This window comes from Streptomyces sp. NPDC050535, from assembly GCF_044457665.1.
In the GTDB taxonomy this organism is placed as follows: Bacteria; Actinomycetota; Actinomycetes; order Streptomycetales; family Streptomycetaceae; genus Streptomyces.
This window is the reverse complement of the sequence record NZ_JBITHE010000002.1, coordinates 91,676-112,611: the sequence shown is the minus strand read 5'-3', so window position 1 is coordinate 112,611 and position 20,936 is coordinate 91,676. Positions and strand designations below refer to the sequence as shown.

General features: G+C 71.3%; 16 protein-coding genes. 8 read left to right on the top strand and 8 right to left on the bottom strand.

The window, feature by feature from the left end; genetic code table 11:
- Positions 1-93: 93 nt before the first annotated feature.
- Positions 94-1,035 (top strand): DUF4394 domain-containing protein, encoded by a 942-nt coding sequence (locus ACIBLC_RS05485; RefSeq protein ID WP_399209386.1) that lies wholly within the window; start codon positions 94-96, stop codon positions 1,033-1,035.
- A gap of 17 nt (positions 1,036-1,052) precedes the next feature.
- Here the strand turns inward: ACIBLC_RS05485 and ACIBLC_RS05480 are convergent, their stop codons facing one another.
- The 3 genes from ACIBLC_RS05480 to ACIBLC_RS05470 all read right to left on the bottom strand — a co-directional run bounded on the left by ACIBLC_RS05480 (position 1,053) and on the right by ACIBLC_RS05470 (position 3,022).
- Positions 1,053-2,105, bottom strand: coding sequence for a chitinase (locus tag ACIBLC_RS05480; protein WP_399209385.1), 1,053 nt, complete (start codon positions 2,103-2,105; stop codon positions 1,053-1,055).
- A gap of 120 nt (positions 2,106-2,225) precedes the next feature.
- Complete coding sequence (locus ACIBLC_RS05475) at positions 2,226-2,432, bottom strand: hypothetical protein (RefSeq protein ID WP_399209384.1); 207 nt, start codon at positions 2,430-2,432, stop codon at positions 2,226-2,228.
- 80 nt (positions 2,433-2,512) lie between these two features.
- Entirely contained in the window at positions 2,513-3,022 is a 510-nt protein-coding gene (locus ACIBLC_RS05470; RefSeq protein ID WP_399209383.1) for a MarR family winged helix-turn-helix transcriptional regulator, read from the bottom strand.
- Between the two features lie 125 nt (positions 3,023-3,147).
- Here ACIBLC_RS05470 and ACIBLC_RS05465 point away from each other — a divergent pair, with 125 nt between their 5' ends.
- Entirely contained in the window at positions 3,148-4,035 is an 888-nt protein-coding gene (locus ACIBLC_RS05465; RefSeq protein ID WP_399209382.1) for an LLM class flavin-dependent oxidoreductase, read from the top strand.
- Here the strand turns inward: ACIBLC_RS05465 and ACIBLC_RS05460 are convergent.
- Positions 4,028-5,461, bottom strand: a complete 1,434-nt coding sequence (locus ACIBLC_RS05460) for an MFS transporter (protein WP_399209380.1) — start codon at positions 5,459-5,461, stop codon at positions 4,028-4,030. The two genes, ACIBLC_RS05465 and ACIBLC_RS05460, sit on opposite strands and share 8 nt — an antisense overlap.
- A 102-nt stretch (positions 5,462-5,563) precedes the next feature.
- On the opposite strand from ACIBLC_RS05460, the gene ACIBLC_RS05455 reads away from it, so the two are divergent.
- Entirely contained in the window at positions 5,564-6,499 is a 936-nt protein-coding gene (locus tag ACIBLC_RS05455) for a helix-turn-helix transcriptional regulator (RefSeq protein ID WP_399209379.1), read from the top strand.
- 31 nt (positions 6,500-6,530) lie between these two features.
- Here the strand turns inward: ACIBLC_RS05455 and ACIBLC_RS05450 are convergent, their stop codons facing one another.
- Entirely contained in the window at positions 6,531-7,982 is a 1,452-nt protein-coding gene (locus tag ACIBLC_RS05450; protein WP_399209378.1) for an MFS transporter, read from the bottom strand.
- Positions 7,983-8,063: 81 nt separating this feature from the next.
- On the opposite strand from ACIBLC_RS05450, the gene dusB reads away from it, so the two are divergent.
- Both dusB and ACIBLC_RS05440 read left to right on the top strand, forming a co-directional pair.
- Positions 8,064-9,215: a tRNA dihydrouridine synthase DusB gene (gene dusB / locus ACIBLC_RS05445; RefSeq protein WP_399209377.1), complete on the top strand. Its 1,152-nt coding sequence runs from the start codon at positions 8,064-8,066 to the stop codon at positions 9,213-9,215.
- A gap of 209 nt (positions 9,216-9,424) precedes the next feature.
- Positions 9,425-9,997: a hypothetical protein gene (locus ACIBLC_RS05440; protein WP_399209376.1), complete on the top strand. Its 573-nt coding sequence runs from the start codon at positions 9,425-9,427 to the stop codon at positions 9,995-9,997.
- Between the two features lie 131 nt (positions 9,998-10,128).
- Here ACIBLC_RS05440 and ACIBLC_RS05435 read toward each other — a convergent pair whose 3' ends face one another.
- Both ACIBLC_RS05435 and ACIBLC_RS05430 read right to left on the bottom strand, forming a co-directional pair.
- Complete coding sequence (locus ACIBLC_RS05435; protein WP_399209375.1) at positions 10,129-12,066, bottom strand: glycogen debranching N-terminal domain-containing protein; 1,938 nt, start codon at positions 12,064-12,066, stop codon at positions 10,129-10,131.
- Positions 12,063-13,847, bottom strand: coding sequence for an MGH1-like glycoside hydrolase domain-containing protein (locus tag ACIBLC_RS05430; RefSeq protein WP_399209374.1), 1,785 nt, complete (start codon positions 13,845-13,847; stop codon positions 12,063-12,065). The genes ACIBLC_RS05435 and ACIBLC_RS05430 overlap by 4 nt, the downstream gene beginning before the upstream one ends.
- A 119-nt stretch (positions 13,848-13,966) precedes the next feature.
- On the opposite strand from ACIBLC_RS05430, the gene ACIBLC_RS05425 reads away from it, so the two are divergent.
- Positions 13,967-15,190, top strand: a complete 1,224-nt coding sequence (locus ACIBLC_RS05425; protein WP_399209373.1) for an ROK family protein — start codon at positions 13,967-13,969, stop codon at positions 15,188-15,190.
- A gap of 544 nt (positions 15,191-15,734) precedes the next feature.
- Entirely contained in the window at positions 15,735-18,494 is a 2,760-nt protein-coding gene (gene ppdK, locus ACIBLC_RS05420; RefSeq protein WP_399209372.1) for a pyruvate, phosphate dikinase, read from the top strand.
- Between the two features lie 128 nt (positions 18,495-18,622).
- Here ppdK and ACIBLC_RS05415 read toward each other — a convergent pair whose 3' ends face one another.
- A complete protein-coding gene (locus tag ACIBLC_RS05415) occupies positions 18,623-19,783 on the bottom strand; it encodes an alkaline phosphatase PhoX (protein WP_399209371.1) in 1,161 nt (386 codons plus the stop codon).
- Between the two features lie 218 nt (positions 19,784-20,001).
- Between ACIBLC_RS05415 and ACIBLC_RS05410 the strand changes: the two genes are divergently transcribed.
- On the top strand, positions 20,002-20,934 hold the full coding sequence (locus ACIBLC_RS05410) for an oxidoreductase (RefSeq protein ID WP_399209370.1): 933 nt from the start codon (positions 20,002-20,004) through the stop codon (positions 20,932-20,934).
- Positions 20,935-20,936: the final 2 nt, after the last annotated feature.

Here is a 20,936-nt window from a genome sequence, read left to right as displayed (position 1 = left end):
TGCCACGAGGGGCAATCCGGGACGACTCCCGCTCCGAAGGAGATGTCGTACGGCCCGCAGGGGGTGGGCCGCGCATCTTCCACGGGGGCTCACATGCGCAAGCAGGCAGTCATGGGCGTACTGACGATGGCGGTGGCGATCGGGACCGTCGGTGCCGTCGGTGCCGGGGCACTGGGAGGCGGTCCTGGGGCCTCGGACTCCGGGGCCGTCGAGGCGAAGGGGGGCGCCGAGGCGAAGGGGGGCGCCGGTGGCCCGGCCAAGGGGTTCGCGCGGAGCGGGCCGCGGGCCGTAGGGCTCACCGCCGACCAGCGGCTGACCGCGTTCCGGGTCGACCGGCCCGCCGCCGTGACCACGCTCGGCAGGGTCGGCGGGCTCAAGGGCGACAGGGCGCTCGTCGGCATCGACTACCGCGTGCAGAACAACACGCTGTACGGCGTCGGCGACCGCGGCGGCGTCTACACCATCCGCGAGGCCGGCGCCCGCGCCACCAAGGTCTCGCAGCTCACCGTCGCGCTCCGGGGCAGTGCCTTCGGCGTCGACTTCAACCCCGCCGCCAACCGGCTCCGCGTCATCAGCGACACCGGCCAGAACCTCCGCCACAACCTCGACGACCCGGCGGGCGCCCCCGCGGCGGGCAGCACGGCCGTCGACGGCACCCTCACCAACCCACCGGTGCCGCCGGACCCCGGCGCCACCGCACTGGGCGTGACAGGAGCCGCGTACACGAACAACGACCTCGACAGGGCGACGGCCACCACCCTCTTCGACCTCGACACCAACCTCGACCAGGTGGCGGTCCAGTCACCCGCCAACGCCGGCAGCCTCGCCCCGACGGGCAAGCTCGGGGTGGACGTGCCGCCGGACTCCGGGTTCGACATCCACAGCTCGGTCCGGAACGGGACGAACACCGGGTTCGCGGTGACCGGTGGCAAGGCCTTCCGGGTCAACCTGCTGACGGGGAGGGCGACTTCGACCGGGGCGTTCCCGCGGGACCGTCAGGTGGTGGACCTGGCGATCCCGACCTGGCAGGGCTGAGCCGGATCGGGCGGGGCTCAACGTCCTTGCAGTGACCTGACGTTGTCGCCGAAGGTCCAGTTCTTCGAGCCGTCCCAGTTGATCGACCAGGTCATCAGGCCCTTGAGGGAGGTGCCGTAGTGCCGCCAGGCCTGGGAGACGAGGCTCGGGGCCATGTAGCCGCCGCCCGCGCCCGGCTGGGCCGGGAGACCGGGGACCTGCTTGTCGTAGGGCACCTTGACGGTGGTGCCCTGGACGACGAGTCCCTTGTTCAGGCAGTCGGTCTGGGCGGTGAAGCCCTGGACGGTGCCCGCGGAGTAGGAGTCGGCCGCGCAGCCGTACATGCTGCCGTTGTAGTACTGCATGTTCAGCCACCACAGGCGCCCGTTGTCCGCGTACTTCTTCACGATCGGCAGATACGCGCCCCAGATCGAGCCGTACGCGACGCTGCCGCCGGTGACGTAGGCGGTCTCGGGCGCCATGGTGAGGCCGAAGTTCGACGGCATCCTCGACAGCACCCCGTCGATGATGCGGATCAGGTTGGCCTGGGAGGCGGAGAGCGTGCTGATGTTGCCGCTGCCGACCAGGCCGGTCTCGATGTCGATGTCGATACCGTCGAAGTTGTACTGCTTGAGGATCGGGACGATCGTCGCCACGAACCTGTCGGCGACCGTGCTGGAGCTGAGGTCGATGCCGGCCGCCGCCCCGCCGATGGACAGCAGGATGGTCTGTCCCGAGGCCTTGGCCGCGCACATCTCGGCCGGGGTCGCGACCTTCACGCCCGCGTCCATCCCGTCCGCCCACAGCGCGGTGCCGTCCGAACGGATCACCGGGAACGCCGCGTTGATCACGTTGTAGCCGTGCGCCGCGATCCGGGAGTCGGTGATCGGGGTCCAGCCGAAGGGCGGATGGACGCCGTTCGACGAGCCGTCCCAGTTCTCCCAGTACCCCTGGAGGACCTTGCCGGACGGGCGGGACTTCACCGCGCAGACCTCGGCCGCGGACGCGTCGGAGGCCGCGGCGACGGACAGTTGGGTGAGGCAGGCCGTGGCGAGGGCGGCGGCCAGAACGCGTATCTTCCGGCGGATCATGCTGGGCCTCCAGGGGTGGGGGACGCGGGAGGTGTCGTAGGCATGACAGTGCACGCGGTCCAGACCAGTAGTCAATAGGTCTGGACCAAGTGGGGCTGCCGGCGTGGACCCGTCGGCGGACTATCCGTCCGTCGGGTCCACCGTCGCCTGGTGCGCCTCCGCCAGGTGTTCCTCCGCCTTCAGCCACGGCAGGAACTGGGCGGCCTTGCGCCACCCGCAGGTGTCGCACTTGATCGTGCGCTGAACTCCCGTCCGCTGGACCTGGACGACGTGCTCGCGGCCGTGCTGGTCCCAGCGGCTTACCTTGCTCGTGTTGATCTGCGGCATGCCACCTCCTGGTGATCCCGCGTGGTGCCACGTGTTTCCGCATTCCCCTGCGCAGCAAGGAGTGTGCAGCATGGCGAAGATCAACGGGGATTCTTCGGAGCCGAGTTGGCGGCGCGGTCGTCCGTCGTCACGATCCGCCGCATCAGAGCGACGAGAGTCTCACGCTCGGTGTCCGAGAGGCCGGCCAGGAACTCGGTCTGTGAGCGGTCGGCCACCTTCTTCAGCTCCGCGAGCCGCTTCTCGCCCGCGGCCGTGAGGGCCACGCGCTGGCGGCGGCGGTCCCGGGGGTCGCGTTCGCGGCGCAGGAGGTCCTGTTGTCCGACCTCGTCGAGATACCCCACCAGGTGGCTGCGGTTGAGGCCGAGTCGGTCGGCGAGTTCGTGCTGGGCGAGGGGGCCGAAGTCGCCCAGGCCCGCGAGGACCGCGAAGTGGGGGAGGCGCAGGCCCTGTTCCCTGAGGGCCTCGACCAGGACCCGGTGGCCGATCCGGGCGACGTGGCCGGCCAGGTAGGAGGGGAGGGCCAGCAGGGTCGGAGGGCGGGGGGTCTCGGGCGGCTCGTCCGTGGGGGTGTCGTCGCGGGTCACTGCCATGCCGTAACCCTACTCTCGACGTAATGATGTCCCCATGTAATGATTACGTAGCGAAAGTATCTCGTCGCGTCGCGATGGACCTCCGACGGTCGAACACTCCTGCCGAGCACCCCTAAGGACCAGCAATGCCCGACTACGGCCACGACCTCCTCTTCGGCGCGGTGCTCACCCCGGACGCCGAACACCCCGACACCGTCATCGAGTTGGCGCGGCTCGCCGACCGTGCGGGACTGGATCTCGTCAGCGTCGCCGACCACCCGTACCGGCCGGACTTCCTGGACGCCTGGACCCTGCTGTCCGTCATCGCGGCGCGCACCGAGCGCGTGCGGGTCTTCCCGAACGTGGCCAACCTGCCGCTGCGACCGCCGGCGGGGCTGGCGCGGGCCGCGGCGAGTCTCGACGTACTCAGCGGCGGGCGGGCGGAGTTGGGGCTCGGGGCCGGCGGGTACTGGGACGCCATCGCCAGTGAGGGGCAGCCCCGGCGTACACCCGGGGAAGCCGTCGAAGCCCTCGGCGAGGCGATCGAGGTCATCCGGGCGCTCTGGTCAACAGACGGCGGCAGTAAGGGAGTCGACGGCAGGCACTACCGGCTCGACGGGGCCGGGCCCGGGCCCTTGGCCGTCCACCCGATGAGCATCTGGGTCGGCGCGCTGGGGCCGCGGATGCTGCGGCTGATCGGACGATGCGCCGACGGTTGGCTGCCCAGCGCGACCCGGGTGCCGCCCGCCGAACTCGCCGCCGGGCATCGGATCGTGGACGAGGCCGCGACCGCCGCGGGGCGTGACCCGCGGTCGGTGCGTCGTCTCTACAACCTCCCCGCCCTCACCTCGGCCGGAGGCGGCGGCCTCGCCCCGTCGGACCGGCTCGCCGAGCAGTTGGCCGGACTCACCCTCACCCAGGGAGTGAGCGCCTATCTGCTCGCCTCCGACAACGCGTCCGACCTCGAACGGTTCGCTTCCGAAGTCGCCCCCGCCGTACGGGAACTGGTGGCCGAGGAGCGAGCCGTCAGCTGATCGTGCGCGGCAGCCGCAGGCTCAGGGCCGTCGTCAGGACGATGACCGCCAGCTGTGCCAGCAGGGTCGTCACCAGCGCGTACTGCATCCCGTGGCCCGGGACGAGGGACAGGAAGAGCGAGCCCAGGGTGGCCACGCCGAGGGCGAGTGCGGACTGCTGGGTGGTGATCATCACGCCACTGCCCACGCCGGCTCGCGAGGCCGGGACCTCGGAGAGGATGATCCGGAAGAGGACGGGGAGCTGGAGGGCCTGGCCCGCGCCCGCCACCGCCGCGCCCGGCGCCAGTTCCCAGACACTCAGGTCCGGCCAGGACCGCCACGCGGCCAGCGCCATCAGGGCCACACCCACGCCCTGGATCAGCCCGCCGGCGGTGACGATCCGGGTGCCGTAACGCGCGATCAGCCGCGGGCCGCACAGCGAGACGACGAAGAAGACCGCCGCCATCGGCGCGAGCGCCAGCCCCGCCAGGACCGGACCGAGCCCGGCGCCCTCCTGCAACGCCACCGCGATCACGAACATGAACCCGCTGAAGCCGATGGAGAACGGCACGACCATCACCAGGCCCCGGCGCAACGACGTCACCGCGAACAGGCTCGGCGGCACCAGCGGCGTCCGGCCCTTGCGGTCCTCCCGGCGCTCCACGAGGTAGAACGCCGCCGCGGCCACCGGGAACAGGGCGAGCGACAGCCAGGTCCACAGCGGCCAGCCCGCCGCCCTGCCCTCGGTCAGCGGAGCCAGCAGCGCCAGCAGAGTGATGCCGAGCAGGACCGTGCCGGGGCCGTCGATCGGCTCCGGGTGCGGCGAGCGCGTCTCGGGGACGGCCCGGGTGGCCAGGATCAGACCGAGGATCACCACGGGCACGTTGACGAGGAACACCGAGCGCCAGCCGGTGCCCGCGATGTCGGCGGCGACGAGTACGCCGCCGAGGATCTGCCCGGCCACCATGGAGAGCCCGGCCGTCGCGCCGTACAGACTCATCGCCTTGGCGCGGCGCGGCCCCGCGGTCGTCGACTGGATGGTGGCGAGCACCTGCGGCAGCATCGCCGCGGACGCCGCGCCCTGTGCCACGCGGGCGGCCACCAGCGTCCAGGCGTCGGGCGCGAGCCCGCACGCCAGCGAGGTCAGGCCGAAGGCCGCCATGCCGCCGATGAAGAGCCGGCGCCGGCCGAAGAGGTCACCGAGCCGGCCGCCGAGGACGAGGAGGACGGCGTACGACACCCCGTACCCGGCGATGACGAGTTCGAGGACGGACTCGCTCGCGTGCAGGTCCTGGCCCATGGTCGGCAGGGCGACGTTGACGATGAAGAAGTCGATGAGCGGCAGGGCCGCACCCAGCAGCACGGTGAAGAGTCCGAGTCCGCCGAGCACGGATGGGGCGGCCGGGGAGCGGACGGGGGTGGTGGTGAGGGTTCCAGTTTCGGTCACGTGGTTCAGCGTGCTCCTGGTCCCAGGCTGGTACCAGAGTCTCCTTATCCTGGTAGAAGAAGTACCTGGAAACAGGTTGAGGCGTACGGCAAGCTGGGGAGCATGACGACGATGGCACAGGAGCAGACGGGGACGGCGGCGGGGCAGGGCGGGCGCGAGTCCGAGATCCGGCGGCACGAACTGGCCGCCTTCCTGCGGCATCGCCGCGAGCACGTCACCCCCGAGCAGGTAGGTCTGCCCCGCGGCCCCCGCCGGCGCACCCCCGGCCTGCGCCGCGAGGAGGTCGCGCACCTCGCCGCCGTCGGTGTCACCTGGTACACGTGGCTGGAACAGGCCCGCGACATCCAGGTCTCCGTGCAGGTGCTCGACGCACTCGCCCGCACCCTGATGCTCGACCAGAGCGAGCGCGTCCACCTCTTCCAGCTGGCCGGAGCCGTTGACCCGGCGCCTCCCACCACCTGCCCGACGGTCTCCCCGGCCATCCGGACCGTCCTGGAGCAGCTGGAGCCGATGCCGGCCTGCGTCCAGAACAGCCGGTACGACATCCTCGCGTACAACCGCACCTACAGCCTGCTGCTCTGCGACCTGGACGCCGTACCGCCCGAGGACCTGAACTGCATGGTCCTCGCCTACACGAACGAGGAGTGGCGGTCCTCGCTCGTGCATCTGGACGAGAGCACCCGGATCATGGCCGCCAAGTTCCGCGCCTCGATGGCCGGGCATCTCGCCTCGCCCGCCTGGAAGACGCTGCTCAAGCGGCTGCGGGCGGAGTCGCCGGACTTCGTCGCGGCCTGGGACCGGCACGAGGTGGTCGGCCCCGGCACCAAGCGCAAGGAGTTCCGCAACGCCTACGTCGGCCGGATCACCGTCGACCACACCGACCTGTGGCTCGGCCCGGATGTCGGGCCGCGCATCGTGACGTACGTGCCCGCGGACGCGGAGTCGCGCGACCGGCTGGAGAAGCTGCACGCGATCGCGGCGGAGCGCGGGGCCGTCGGGGCCGCGGCCGGGGCACCCGGCCTCAGCTGCCAGGACTGAGGGGGCCGGGAGCCGCTGGGGTCCTCGCCGTTCAGGACCGCGCGCTCGCCGTGTCCCGCACCGGCGTCTGTTCCGGCACCAGGGTCTCCGCCGTACGCCTGGCCGTTTCCCGCGCCCAGGTCCCGGTGGTCAGGGCGCCCAGGGCCAGGACCGCGAGGCCGCAGCCGGCGATGATCCACCAGGCGGGGGCGGCGGCCGCCACGAAGGTGTCCTTGTACGCCGATGTGGTCACCCCGGAGGCCAGTACCGCGCCGATCACGGCCACGCCGAGGGTGCCGCCGATCTGGCGGCTGGTCGACGCGACGGCGGAGGCGACGCCGGCCTGGGAGCGGGGCATGCCGGAGACGGCTGTGTTGGTGATGGGCGCGTTCACGAAGCCGAAGCCGAGGCCGAAGAGGACGTAGCCGATGATCAGCGTGGTGTTCGACGTCTCGCCCTGGAACGCGGCGAACAGCACACCGCTCGCGGCCATCGCGGCTCCGGCGATCAGGAGCGGCACGCGGGGTCCGCGGCTGCCCACCAGCCGGCCCGACAGCGGTGCGCAGACGAAGCACATGGCCGCCATCGGCAGCATCCACAGGCCCGCGTGCAGCGCGTCGAGGCCGCGCACGTTCTGGAGATAGAGCGTGGACAGGAACAGGAAACCGCTGAGCGCCGCGAATCCGCACACCGCGATGACGGTGGCCCCGCTGAACGGCGCCGAGCGGAAGAAGCGCAGGTCGATGAGGGGTTCCTTGCGCCGGTGCTCGTAGCGGAGTAGGGCGATCAGCGAGGCGACGGCGACCGCGCCGAAGGCGGCCACCTCGACGGTGCCCGAGGTGGGTGCCTCGATGATCGCGTAGGTGAGGGAGCCGAGCAGCGCGATGACGAGGAGCTGGGCGACCGGGTCGGGGCGACGGGCCTTGGGGGCGCGGGACTCCGGGACGTAGCGCAGGGTGAGCAGCAGCGCGGCCAGGCCCACCGGGAGGTTGATCCAGAAGATCGCGCGCCAGCTGACCGAGTCGACGAGCAGGCCGCCGATCAGAGGTCCCGCGGCCATGGAGATGCCGATCACGCTGCCCCACGCGCCGATCGCGCGGGCGCGCTCGCGGGGGTCCGTGAAGGTGTTGGTGATGATCGACATCGCGACCGGGTTCAGCATCGAACCGCCGACGGCCTGCACCATGCGGAACGCGACGAGGGATTCGAGGTTCGGCGCGAGCGAGCACAGGAGCGAGCCGAGTGTGAACAGGACCAGGCCCGTGATGAAGACCTTGCGGCGGCCGATGCGGTCGGCGGTCGAGCCCGCGAGCATCAGCAGCGAGGCGAGGACCAGGGTGTACGCGTCGATCGTCCACTGGAGGCCGGCCAGGCTCGCGTGCAGTTCGGTCTGCATCGAGGGCAGTGCGACGTTCAGAACGGTGTTGTCGAGGCTCACGATCAGCAGACTCATGCAACAGATCGCGAGCACCAGCATGCGGTGGCGGGGGCTGAGCTCGGGCATTGATCCATGGTACGACGATTTCGATAGTGTGGCTAACTAATCACTGTCGCCGCACTCGTCGGCGTGCGTGACAATGGGGGAATGCCCACGCCCACCCTCGCGCCCGTGTCCCCGCTGTCGATCGGCCCCCACACCGTCCAGCCGCCCGTCGTCCTGGCCCCCATGGCCGGGATCACGAACGCGCCCTTCCGCACGCTGTGCCGGGAGTTCAGCGGCGGCAAGGGGCTCTTCGTCAGCGAGATGATCACCACGCGGGCGCTGGTGGAGCGCAACGAGAAGACCATGCAGCTGATCCACTTCGACGCGACCGAGAAGCCGCGTTCGATCCAGCTCTACGGGGTGGATCCGGCGACCGTCGGCAAGGCCGTCCGCATGATCGCGGAGGAGGGTCTCGCCGACCACATCGACCTGAACTTCGGCTGCCCGGTCCCCAAGGTGACCCGTAAGGGCGGCGGCTCCGCCCTCCCGTACAAGCGGAACCTGCTGCGGGCGATCCTCCGGGAGGCCGTGAGCGGGGCCGGTGACCTCCCCGTCACGATGAAGATGCGCAAGGGCATCGACGACGACCACATCACCTACCTGGACGCCGGGCGGATCGCTGTCCAGGAGGGCGTCACGGCGATCGCCCTGCACGGCAGGACCGCCGCCCAGCACTACGGCGGCACCGCGGACTGGGACGCCATCGCCCGCCTCAAGGAGCACGTGCCGGAGATCCCCGTCCTCGGCAACGGCGACATCTGGTCCGCCGACGACGCGCTGCGGATGGTGCGGGAGACCGGGTGCGACGGCGTGGTGGTCGGGCGCGGGTGTCTGGGCCGGCCGTGGCTGTTCGGCGACCTGGTGGCCGCGTTCGAAGGCCGTGCGGAGTACGCCCGCCCGGCGCTCCGGGAGGTCGCGGCCGTCATGGTTCGCCACGCCACCCTGCTCGGCGAGTGGATCGGCGACGAGGCGCGCGGAGTCATCGACTTCCGCAAGCACGTCGCCTGGTACCTCAAGGGCTTCGCCGTCGGCTCCGACATGCGCAAGCGCCTCGCCATCACCTCGTCGATCGCCGAACTCTCCGAGGGGCTCGCCGAGTTGGACCTCGACCAGCCCTGGCCGCTCGGCGCGGACGGCCCTCGCGGCCGTACGTCGGGCAACAACAGGGTTGTCCTGCCGGAGGGTTGGCTCAAGGACCCGTACGACTGCGCGGGCCTCGGCGAGGACGCGGAACTGGACACGTCGGGGGGATGACCGGACTCGGGCGCGTCCGGGGGCAGCCGGAACCGGCCGAGTCCGGAGGGGTTGCCCGAACCGGTCACGTCCGGGGGATGGCCCGAACCGGACCCGTCCGGGGATTGCTCGAACCGGCCGAGTCCGGGGGGATTGCCCGAACCGGACCCGTCCGGGGATTTGCCCGAACCGACCGCGTCCGGCGGGTAGTTCGGAGGGGAGTCGTCCCCGTGTCGGCCTCGACACGGGGAATCCGGCTCGTCGACACTGTGCGGGTGGCGGACAGCGTGGTGTGGGTCGGGGTGTTCACCGGTGCGACCGCGGTGCTCGCGAGCTGGGTGACCACCCTGGGCAACGCCCGGGCGGCGAAGGTCCAGGCGGAGGCGTCCGTGCGGGCCCAGCACCGCGACCGGGTCCGGGAGATCCGGCGGGCCGCCTACCTGGACCTCATGGAACACGCGCACGTCATCGGCCAGCTCTACTGGCAGGTCGGCGACGCGTTCTACCAACTCACCGACCCTCCGGAGCGGTTGACGCGCGTTCAGGAACTCCGCGTCGAACTGCGCGGCGCCTACGACCCCCTCATGCGCTGCGTCCGGGTCCTCGTGCTGGAAGGGCCGGCCCCGGCCGCCGAAGCGGCCGAAGCCGTCATGGCAGCGGCGGCGCAGTCCAACAGCGCACTGGCGCGGATCTCGGAGGGCGAACCCGGGGCCCGCGAACTCTTCGAGGAGACCCACGCCGTGTTCCGGCACAAGCTGGAGAGGTTCATCGACGAAGCCCGCACGGCCATGGCCGACTCGTAGTCGACTCGGGTCCCGGGTGCGGAGTCCCGAGCCGGGAGTTCCTGGTACCGAGTTCCCGAGCCCGGAGTCCCAGGTACCGAGCCCCAGTGTCCCGAGCTCCGGGGTCCTGCGCGCCGCCCGAAAGGCGAGGCCTACGCTCCCCCCACCGCCGTGAGCAGCGCCAGCGGTGCCGCCGCCGACCTCGACTCCCGTACGCACGCGTGCGGGTAGGGCACCGGCTCGCTGTGGGTGTCGCGGCCGTAGCCGGCGAGGACCTCGGGGAGGCGGTGGCCGGCTGCGGTGGCCGCGTCGACCAGGGCGTGGGCGACGGTGCGGGCCTCGTCGTGCAGGCCGTACCGCGCCAGGCCCAGCGTGATCAGGGCGTTGTCGTGCGGCCAGACCGAGCCGCGGTGGTACGAGAGCGGGTGGTACGCCGCCTGGCCGGAGGCGAGGGTGCGGACACCCCAGCCGGAGAAGAAGTCGGGTTCGAGGAGGCGCCGGCCGACCAGCTCGCCGTACTCCTTGTCGAGCAGGCCCGACCACAGCAGGTGGCCCGCATCCGAGGCGAGCGCGTCGACATGGTGCCCGTCACCGTCCAACGCCAGTGCGGGGAAGGCATGTTCGGGCATCCAGAAGTCCCGCTGGAAGCGGTCCCGGAGGTCACCCGCGGCCTGTTCGAGGAGAGCCGCGTAGACCTCGTCGTCCCAGACCGTGCGGGACAGCTGAGCGGTGCGGCGCAGCGCGTCGTACGCGTACCCCTGGGCGCCCGCCGCCATCACCGGACCCGAGGGGCGGCTGCCGTCGGCCGAGCACATGGCGCCCGGGGAGTCCTTCCAGTTCTGGTTGGCGAGGCCGCCGCCGTCCGAGCGGTAGACGAGATAGCCGCGCGAGGTCAGCCCGCCGTGATCCAGCATCCAGCCGATCGCGGCACGGGCGTTGGCCTCCAGGCGGCGGGCCAGCGAGAGATCGCCGGTCTGCTCGGTGTACGCGCCGAGCAGCACCAGGAACAGCGGCGTCGCGTCCACCGAACCGTAGTAACGCCCGTACGGCACCTGCCCGAAGTGCGCCAGCTCCCCGTGCCGCACCTCGTGCACGATCTTGCCGGGCTGGCACACCGCCTGCGCGCCCACCTCGGTGGCCTGTGTCGCGGCGAGCGCGGGCAGCGTGGCGGCGGCGAGCTGGGGGCGGTAGGGGAGCGCGAAGAGCGAGGTCAGGAGGGCGTCCCGGCCAAGCAGGGTCAGGAACCACGGCACTCCGGCGGCCGGGACCAGCAGCTCCTCGCCGTCCGGGCCCTTCGCCGGGACCTGGAGCGCCGCAAGATCGGACAGGCCCCGCGCGCAGGCGGCGGCCAGCTCCGGCCAGCCGGTCGGGAAGGGCACGCCCTCCGCGAACTCTCGCTCCATGGCGAGGAGTTGTTCGTTCGCGGCGGTGGGGGAGAGCGGTACTTCGGGATCGTGTGCGGCGCCGTGCGGACGCGCCGCGACCCGCAGCGACAGCTCCGCGCTGCCGTGCGGTTCGAGCTCCAGGGTCCATACGAGGCGACGGGCGCCCGTGCCCGTCTCCTCCACGCCGTCCGGAGCGGGCTCGGCCGTGACCGTCGTACAGGACCGCCAGTCACCGCGCCGGTAGCCGAACCGCACGCCGTCGTCGAGGACCTGGCGGGTGCGGACGGCGCCCGCCTTGGCGTAGGTGCGGTAGTCGGAGCGCAGCTCGAACTGGTCTGTGAAGTCGGCGTCCGCGGTGACCGCGACGCGCACCGTCGTGGGCGCCTGGCGGTTGCTGGTGACGCGCAGCGACTCCACGAACGCGCCCTCGGCGACGGCCTGTTCGCGGAAGATCGTGCAGGAGGGCGGCTCGTTGCGGCCGCCGCGCGGTACCAGCACGCAGCGTGCCGTGTCGCCGTCCGCGACCGGCGTGAGTGCCTCGGGCACCGCGCCGTCCACGGTCAGCTGCCAGCGGCTCAGGTGCCGTGCGTCGCGCACGAACAGTCCGTCCGGCGAACTGCCGCCCCGCACCCCGCTGATGTCCCCGCCGTCGCCCACAGCCGCGAACGTCCCACCGTGCACGAGCAGATGATGCCTGTCCGTCATCCCCGGTCCCCTCCCTTGGCGCCCGTCTCGAACATGTACGCGCGCGCGTTCCCGTACGCGCTCGCGCTGTGTGCCCTGTCGAACGTGTCGTGTCCCGGGTGGGGCGCGAACTGGTCCGCCCCCTCGGGTGCGTGCAGCAGGTCCAGCGTCAGCGCGGCCGTCCAGCTGAAGCCGAGCGCTCCGCAGGCCTCGCCGTCGTACGGGTCCACGTACTCCGCGAACCCGGACTCGTCGGCCGTGTCGAGCAGCGCGGCCCTCAGTCCGTCCGCGCGTGTCTGCTCGCCGTGCAGCCGCAGCCCGCGCTCCAGCAGCCAGTTGGTGTTGAACCAGGCGGGACCGCGCCAGTAGCGGTGCGGGTCGAAGGCGTCCCCGGTCAGGTCGTAGCTCGGCGCGAGCCGCGTGCTGTCACCGAGCCCGAAGTGCGGGCCGCTCGCGGTGCGGACGAGTGTGGCGGCGATGTCGCGGGGCAGTGCGGGGAGGAGCAGCGGGATCAGCCCGGCGACACCGCGCTCAGGGATGAGCGCACCGCGGGGAGAGCGCCGCTCCGCCCCGAGAGCGCTGCTCTGTGAGCGGTGATCCGCTTCGTGGGCGCCGGTCTGCGAGCGCCGCTCCGACCCGCGAGCGCCGCTCCGTGAGCGATGCTCCGTTTCGAGAGCACCGCTCCGCTTCGAGCGCTCCGCCCCGAGAGCACCGCTCCGTGAACCCCGTACCGCTTCGAGCGCGCCGCTCTCCTCGCCCCCGTACACGTCCCGGCAGAAGAACATCCCCTCCGCCGGATCCCACAGCCGGTCCACCAGTGCCGCGGTGAGGCGCTCCGCGCGCGCGTGCCGGGCGGTGCCCGCCGCGCCCAGCTCCTGTGCGATGTGGGCGAGGGCGTGCTCGGAGGCGATCAGCAGCGCGTTGAACGCGGGGTCCTCGACCGCGAACTCGCCCGCTCCGTCGGCGTACCCGCCGTCCCGGTAGTCGGTGGCCAGCCGCACGTACCGCCCGTAGTCCAGATCCGTCGGCCGGTCCTCGGCACTCCCGTGGTCGAGATCGGCGCGGCGGAAGGAGCGGGCCGGGGCCGGGGTGATCCGGCTCAGCGGGGCGTCCCAGCAGGGGCTGTTGTCCATGCCCTGCTCCCAGGGGTGGACCACGGAGGCGAGACCCCCGCCGCCCAGGTCCCGGCGGTGCAGCAGATAGCGGTGCCAGGCCGCGAGGCGGGGATAGGCGCGGGTGAGGAATCCGCGGGCCCGCGACAGGCCGGGGTCGGCCTGGTGCACCAGCCACGCGGCGAGCGCGTGCACCGGTGGCTGCACGATCCCGGACGTCTGTACGGTGCGCGGTGCGCCCGCGGCACGTCCCGCGGTGGAGGAGCGCCAGAAGTCGGGGCTCGGGAAATACGCGTCCAGCGGCACGGAGGGGTTGAAGACGATGTGCGGGATCCGGCCGTCGCCCCACTGCGCGCCGAGCAGCGTCTCCAGCTCCGTCTGCGCCCGCAGGGGTGACAGATGACGCAGCCCGATCGAGATGAACGCGGAGTCCCAGGACCACTGGTGCGGGTACAGACCGCGGGAGGGCACGGTGGACGTTCCCGTCCAGTTGCCGTTCAGTACCCGGGCCGCCCTGAGGTGCAGCGACCCCGCCGTCCCGGCGGGATCGTATACAAGAGCTCCCGTGCGGGTCACCCCGTCGGGGCCGGGCGGCGAGGGTGGGCCGGAGGAGTGCGCGGGTGTGCCTGAGGTGCGCAGGGAGGTGGTGATACCCGTGCGCGGGGCGGTGAGCTGGGTTGTGCGATCCACTCAGGTCTCCCGGAAGACATCCTGCCGACCAGTTCGGCTGTAGCTACCGTAGGGTTACGTCTACTTAACACGCAAAACTCAATATGTAATGCAGAGTTGAGGAACGCAAGAGGGTGGGCATGACAGGAAAGGCGGACAGGACCGTGAGGGCAGGCAATCAGGCAAGCGCCGGAGAGCTGCTCGAACTGGTGCGCAGTGGACGGGCCAGAACGCGCGGCGCGCTGCAACAGGCCACCGGTCTGTCCCGGGCCACCGTCGGCCAGCGCCTGGACCGCCTCTTCCGCGCCGGCTGGCTGCGTGAGGGCGCCGGTGGCCCGGTCGACTCCCCGCTTGGCGGGCGCCCCTCCATCACCCTCGAGTTCGACGACGCCCACGCGGTGGTCCTCGCCGCCGACCTCGACACCCGGCACGGCCGGGCGGCCGTCCTCACCCTCACCGGCGAGATCCTGGCCGAGCGGTCGGGACTCCTGGTCGTCGACGAGGGTCCGGAGCCGGTCCTCGGCGAACTCGGCCGCTGGTTCGCCGAGCTGCTGGTCAAGGCCGGGAAGCCCGCCGGCGCCGTGTGCGGCATCGGGCTCGCCGTGCCGGGGCCGGTCGACAGCGAAACCGGCCGGGTCGTCCAGCCGCCGATCATGCCGGGCTGGGACGGTTACGACATAAGAGGACGCCTGAGCCGCGCGTTCGCCCGGCACGCTGGTGCCAGGGCCGACGTCCCCGTACTCGTCGACAACGACGCCAACCTCATGGCGTACGGGGAGCAGCGCACCGGCTATCCGGACTGCTCGGCGTTCGCCCTGGTGAAGGTCTCCACCGGTATCGGCGCGGGCATGGTCGTCGGCGGCACCATCTACCGGGGGATCGACGGCGGCGCGGGCGACATCGGGCACATCCGGGTCGGCGCCGACGCGCTGTGCCGGTGCGGTTCGTACGGCTGTCTGGCCGCCGTGGCCAGTGGCGGCGCGGTGGCGCGGCGGCTCGCCGAGTCCGGGGTGGCGGCCGCCTCGGGGTCGGATGTGCGGGAGCTGCTGACGTCCGGGCATCCGGAGGCGATGGCGCTCGCGCGGGAGGCGGGGCGCCAGGTCGGGGACGTACTGGCGACCGTGGTGACGCTGCTCAACCCCGGCGTCCTGATGATCGCCGGAGATCTGGCCGGAACCCCCTTCCTGACCGGCGTGCGGGAGCTGTTGTACCAGCGGGCGCTGCCCCGCTCCACCGCTCATCTGGACGTGGTGACCTCGCGGCTCGGCGAGCGGGCCGGCCTGGTGGGGGCCGGGGCGCTGGTCGTGGAGTACCTGTACGCGCCCGAGCGGGCCGAGGAGCGGCTGGCGGCGCTGGGCGTGTGACCTGGCCCGGCCAGCGTGCCACCGGCGTGGCTCGGCGAGTGCTGTGACCGGTACGGCTCGGGAGGCGCGGCGAGGCCGGGGCGGCCCGCTGGGCTGTGTGAACCGCGCGGCCGGGTGAGCTGTGTGACATCCGTGTGACGTGGTGTGTGACGTGTCCACACCGCGGTCCGGATGGTGAAATCCGGCCCTCCTTCTGGCGTGATTCTCGCCACGCCTGATAAGGGGTAAGCTCAGATGAGCGGATCATGAGCGGCTGCACTTCTCCAAAGGGTGGCACTCAGTGCCACCCTTTGATCGTTCAGCAGCTGAACTCAGGCGTGCTGACAGCCGCTCATGTGAGCGATATGACGGGCCTACGGGTATGGGCCCGTTCAAGAAGTGAAAACATCGCCACCCCATCGCTTGCCAAGCCTTGACTTTCGATCTGGTGGCGGACGAGTGGTTACAGGCACATGACGCGCAAGTGGACGTACCCAGACGCCTTCGATCTGGGTATGTTCCCCGTCGTCAGGGCAGCCACCGCGACGTCGAGGAGTCGAGACTCGTGTCGGAAAACAAAGATCCCCACGTAGCTGAGAGCGCGGTCGAGGGCGCGGTAGAGAGCGTGAAGTTCGTTTATGACTTCACGGAGGGCAACAGGGACCTCAAGGACCTGCTCGGCGGCAAGGGTGCGAACCTCGCCGAGATGACCAACCTGGGCCTTCCCGTCCCTCCCGGCTTCACCATCTCCACCGAGGCCTGCAAGACCTACCTCGACAGCGGCGTCGAGCCGGCGGCACTGCGTGACGAGGTGAGTGCGCACCTCGACGCGCTGGAGCAGCGGATGGGCAAGACCCTGGGGCAGGCCGATAACCCTCTGCTCGTATCCGTCCGTTCCGGGGCGAAGTTCTCCATGCCCGGCATGATGGACACCGTTCTGAACATCGGGCTCTCCGACCAGTCGGTTCAGGGCCTCGCCAAGCAGGCCGGTGACGAGCGCTTCGCGTGGGACTCGTACCGCCGTCTCATCCAGATGTTCGGCAAGACGGTCCTCGGCGTCGACGGCGACCTCTTCGAGGACGCGCTGGAGGCGGCGAAGGACGCCAAGAAGGTCGCCGTCGACACGGATCTCGAAGCGGCCGATCTGAAGAAGCTGGTCACCGAGTTCAAGAAGATCGTCAAGACCGAGGCGGGGCGGGACTTCCCGCAAGAACCGCGCGAGCAGATGGACCTCGCCATCCACGCGGTCTTCGACTCCTGGAACACCGACCGCGCCAAGCTCTACCGCCGCCAGGAGCGCATCCCGCACGACCTCGGCACGGCGGTCAACGTCTGTTCGATGGTCTTCGGCAACCTCGGCCCCGACTCGGGCACCGGCGTCGCGTTCACCCGTGACCCGGCCTCAGGACACCAGGGCGTGTACGGCGACTACCTCCAGAACGCGCAGGGCGAGGACGTCGTCGCGGGCATCCGCAACACGGTCCCGCTCGCCGAACTGGAGCAGATCGACAAGAAGTCGTACGACCAGCTCATGCAGATCATGAAGACCCTGGAGAACCACTACAAGGACCTCTGCGACATCGAGTTCACCATCGAGCGCGGCCAGTTGTGGATGCTCCAGACCCGCGTGGGCAAGCGCACGGCGGGCGCGGCCTTCCGGATCGCCACGCAACTCGTCGACCAGGGGCTGATCGACGAGGCCGAGGCGCTCCAGCGGGTGACGGGCGCGCAGCTCGCCCAGTTGATGTTCCCGCGCTTCGACGACTCGGTGGGCGGGAAGGTCACGCAGATCGGCCGGGGCATCGCCGCGTCGCCTGGCGCCGCGGTCGGCAAGGCGGTCTTCGACTCGTACACCGCGATCAAGTGGTCGCGTTCGGGCGAGAAGGTCATCCTGATCCGCCGCGAGACCAACCCGGACGACCTGGACGGCATGATCGCCGCCGAGGGCATCCTGACCAGCCGGGGCGGCAAGACCTCCCACGCGGCGGTCGTCGCGCGGGGCATGGGCAAGACGTGTGTGTGCGGCGCCGAGGAGCTCGAAGTCGACACCAAGCGGCGGCGGTTGACGGCTCCGGGCGGAGTCGTGGTCGAGGAGGGCGACGTCGTCTCGATCGACGGCTCCACCGGCAAGGTGTACGTCGGTGAGGTTCCGGTCGTGCCGTCCCCGGTCGTCGAGTACTTCGAGGGCCGGATGCACGCGGGCGCCGACGACGCCGACGAACTGGTCGCCGCCGTGCACCGGATCATGGCGTACGCGGACCGGGTCCGCCGGCTGCGCGTGCGGGCCAACGCCGACAACGCGGAGGACGCGCTGCGCGCCCGGCGCTTCGGCGCCCAGGGCATCGGGCTGTGCCGCACCGAGCACATGTTCCTCGGCGACCGCCGCGAGCTGGTGGAACGGCTGATCCTGGCCGACACGGACACGGAGCGCGAGGAGTCGCTGAAGGAGCTGCTGCCGCTCCAGAAGCAGGACTTCATCGAGCTGTTCGAGGCGATGGACGGCCTGCCCGTGACCGTCCGGCTGCTCGACCCGCCGCTGCACGAGTTCCTGCCGGACATCACCGAGCTGTCGGTCCGGGTGGCCCTCGCGGAGTCCCGCAAGGACGCCAACGAGAACGACCTGCGGCTCCTCCAGGCCGTCCACCGCCTGCACGAGCAGAACCCGATGCTGGGCCTGCGCGGCGTACGCCTCGGCCTGGTCATCCCCGGCCTGTTCACCATGCAGGTAAGGGCGATCGCCGAGGCCGCCGCCGAGCGCAAGAACGCCAAGGCCGACCCGCGCGCCGAGATCATGATCCCGCTCGTCGGCACCGTGCAGGAGCTGGAGATCGTCCGCGACGAGGCCGACCTGGTCATCGCCGAGGTCCAGGCCGCGACGGGCACCGACCTCAAGCTCGCCATCGGCACGATGATCGAACTCCCGCGTGCCGCGCTGACCGCCGGGCAGATCGCCGAGGCCGCCGAGTTCTTCTCCTTCGGCACCAACGACCTCACCCAGACGGTCTGGGGCTTCTCCCGCGACGACGTCGAGGCCTCCTTCTTCACCGCCTACCTGGAGAAGGGCATCTTCGGCGTCTCCCCCTTCGAGACCATCGACCGCGACGGCGTCGGCAAGCTCGTCCGGGACGCCTCCGTCGCCGGCCGGGCAACCCGCCCCGACCTCAAACTCGGCGTCTGCGGCGAACACGGCGGCGACCCGGAGTCGGTCCACTTCTTCCACGAGGTAGGACTCGACTACGTCTCCTGCTCGCCGTTCCGCATCCCGGTGGCCCGCCTGGAAGCGGGCCGCGCGGCATCCTCGGCGGCGGGCAGCGACCACCGCTGACCCCCCGAAACCCCCGGGACCGCGGCCGGGTCACCCCGACCCTCACCGATTCGGCAACGGTCCCGGTGCACGAAGAAGGGGCGGCACCCTGTGCGGGGGTGCCGCCCCTTCCGGCTGTGTCGGGGAGGTCAGGAGCGGAACGGCCCCGTCACCTCGTACGTGATGCCGCCCGACGAGCTGCCGCTGGTGCCGCGCTGGCTGGAGAAGTAGAGGCGTTTGCCGTCCGGGGAGAAGGCCGGGCCGGTGATCTCCGAGGCGGACTGGCCCGTGACACGGAGGAAGGGGGCGATCACGTCGGCCGGAGTGATCACGCAGATCTCCAGGTTGCCGCCGTCCTCCGCGACGAAGAGGTCGCCGGAGGCGGAGCCGGTGATGTTGTCGACGCCGGTCAGCGGGGCCGTGCCGGACGTCACGAGGGAGTCGTCGTACGCCAACTCGTACGTGCTGTTCGCCAGGTTGAGCTGCCAGACGCGGTTGTCGCCCTTGGTGGTGAACCAGACCGTGTTGTCGGCGTAGTGGCAGCCCTCGCCGCCGTTGAAGGACTTCGAACCGGAGACCTGGGTGCGGGTGGTCGTCGGCGATCCGTCCGGGTCGGGCACGTTCGCCCAGGTGAAGGAGCCGGAGGTCGCGGAGCCGGCGACGAGGACCTGGAGGGTGCCGGAGGACAGGTTGCCCCAGGTGGCCGGCACGAAGCGGTAGAAACGGCCGTTGGTCTCGTCCTCGGTCAGGTAGATCACCTGACGCACCGGGTCGGCGGCGGCCGCCTCGTGCTTGAAACGGCCCATCGCGGGCCGCTGCACCGCCGCGTTCACACCCCACGGGTCGGTCTCGTAGACGTAGCCGAGGGACACCTCCTCGCAGGACAGCCAGGTGTTCCACGGGGTCTTGCCGCCCGCGCAGTTCGTCCGGGTGTTGGAGAGGATCCGGTACGCGGAGGTGATCGCGCCGGTCGAGGAGAACCTCACCGCGCTCGCCCCGCCCGAGGGGTTGATCTCCGAGTTGGACACGTAGATCCAGCCCGTGCCGTCGGCATAGCAGGCACCGCCGTCGGGGGCGCTGTGCCAGGTGTACGAGGTGCCGGTGACCGTCTGCCCGGAACGGGCGATCACCCGGCTGGTGAATCCGGCCGGCAGTTGGATGCCGTTGGCGTCGGCGGCGCCCAGTGCGCCGTAGGGGCCGGTGCCGGGCTGGGCGGGTGCGGCATAGGCGGCGCCGCGCCACAGGGTTCCGCCCAGGACGGCGGACGAACCGCCCAGGACAGCTGCACGCAGAAGGGTACGACGTTCCACTCTCGCTCCAGAGGGCCGTGACCGCCCCGCCGCCGGTCGACGGCGGGGTCGCGCGCTGATGGACCCTAGACGCACAGAGTTGACGTGTCATGGACAAATCGTGACGGGTGGGCGGCGGATGGTGGCGGGCCGCCGGGGCGGACGGTCGGTGCCGGTAGCGCCCGGCGGCATACGCTGCGGAGTCCGCGGTACCGCACACACATCGAGGGAGTTCGGCCATGACGGGCTGGAACGCCGGCGACATCCCCGACCAGGGCGGCCGAACCGCCGTCGTCACCGGAGCCAACAGCGGCATCGGGTACGTCACGGCACGCGAGCTGGCCCGCAAGGGCGCCAGGGTCGTCCTCGCCTGCCGCAGTGAGGCGCGGGGGAGCGAGGCGGCGGACCGGCTGAGGGCCGAAGTGCCGGGCGCGCACGTCGAGTTCGTACGGCTCGACCTCGGCGACCTGGAATCCGTACGGGAGTTCGCGGCGACGTACGAGCGCGGATACGACCGGCTCGATCTGCTCATCAACAACGCCGGTGTGATGGCGCTGCCGTACGGCCTGACGGCGGACGGGTTCGAGACGCAGTTCGGCGTCAACCACCTCGGGCACTTCGCGCTCACGGGGCTGCTCCTGCCCGCCCTGCTCGGCACGCCGGGCGCCCGCGTCGTGACCGTCTCCAGCTTCATGCACGCGCTCGCCAACATCGACATCCGGGACCTCAACAGCAAGCGCCAGTACCGGCGTTGGATCGCCTACGGCCGCTCCAAGACCGCCAACCTGCTCTTCACGCACGAACTCGCCCGCCGCCTCGCCGCCATCGGCTCCGAGGTCGTCGCGGCCGCCGCGCACCCCGGGTACGCCGACACGAACCTCCACACCGCCGGGCCCAGGATGACGGGCCACAAGGGCGCGGAGCGGATCACGGCGTTCGGCGCCCGGATCCTCAGCCAGAGCGCCGAGGCCGGGGCGCTGCCCACGCTGTACGCCGCCACCGCGCCCGGCGTGGCACCCGACTCCTTCACCGGGCCCTCGTTCGCGATGTGGCGCGGCTCGCCGGCGAGGTCCCGGCGGACCGGGTGGACGCTCGACGACGTAGCGGGGGAGCGGCTCTGGGAGGCGTCGGAGGAGCTGACGGGGGTGTCGTACGACGTCTTGAAGGCCTGATC